This window comes from Lyngbya sp. CCY1209 (genome assembly GCF_035615495.1).
Classification (GTDB): Bacteria; Cyanobacteriota; Cyanobacteriia; order Cyanobacteriales; family Microcoleaceae; genus Limnospira.
Genome location: NZ_JAJENU010000589.1, coordinates 1 through 260, shown reverse-complemented (window position 1 = coordinate 260; position 260 = coordinate 1). Strand labels below are relative to the sequence as shown.

Sequence of the window (260 nt, the reverse complement as noted above, 5' to 3'; positions counted from 1 at the left end):
GCCACCACTGCTGGCGTGGAAGAGATATCGGAAACTTCGGCTTCGGAAGAGGTAACAGATGCGATCGCATCTCCCGATTCATCCCCAATTCAGCGAGAATCGGAAACTTCTGCTATTGAAGAGATATCGGAGATTTCCCCAATTCAGCGACAGGCAGAAACTTCTGGTATTGAAAAGATATCGGATGCGATCGCATCTCCCGACTCATCCCCAATTCAGAGACAATCTGAAACTTCTGCTATTGAAGAGATATCGGAAAT

General features: G+C 46.9%; 1 pseudogene. It reads left to right on the top strand.

The annotated features are described in order from the left end of the window. Nucleotides 1–260: pseudogene (locus LKE08_RS21565) on the top strand (hypothetical protein); the annotation flags it as partial.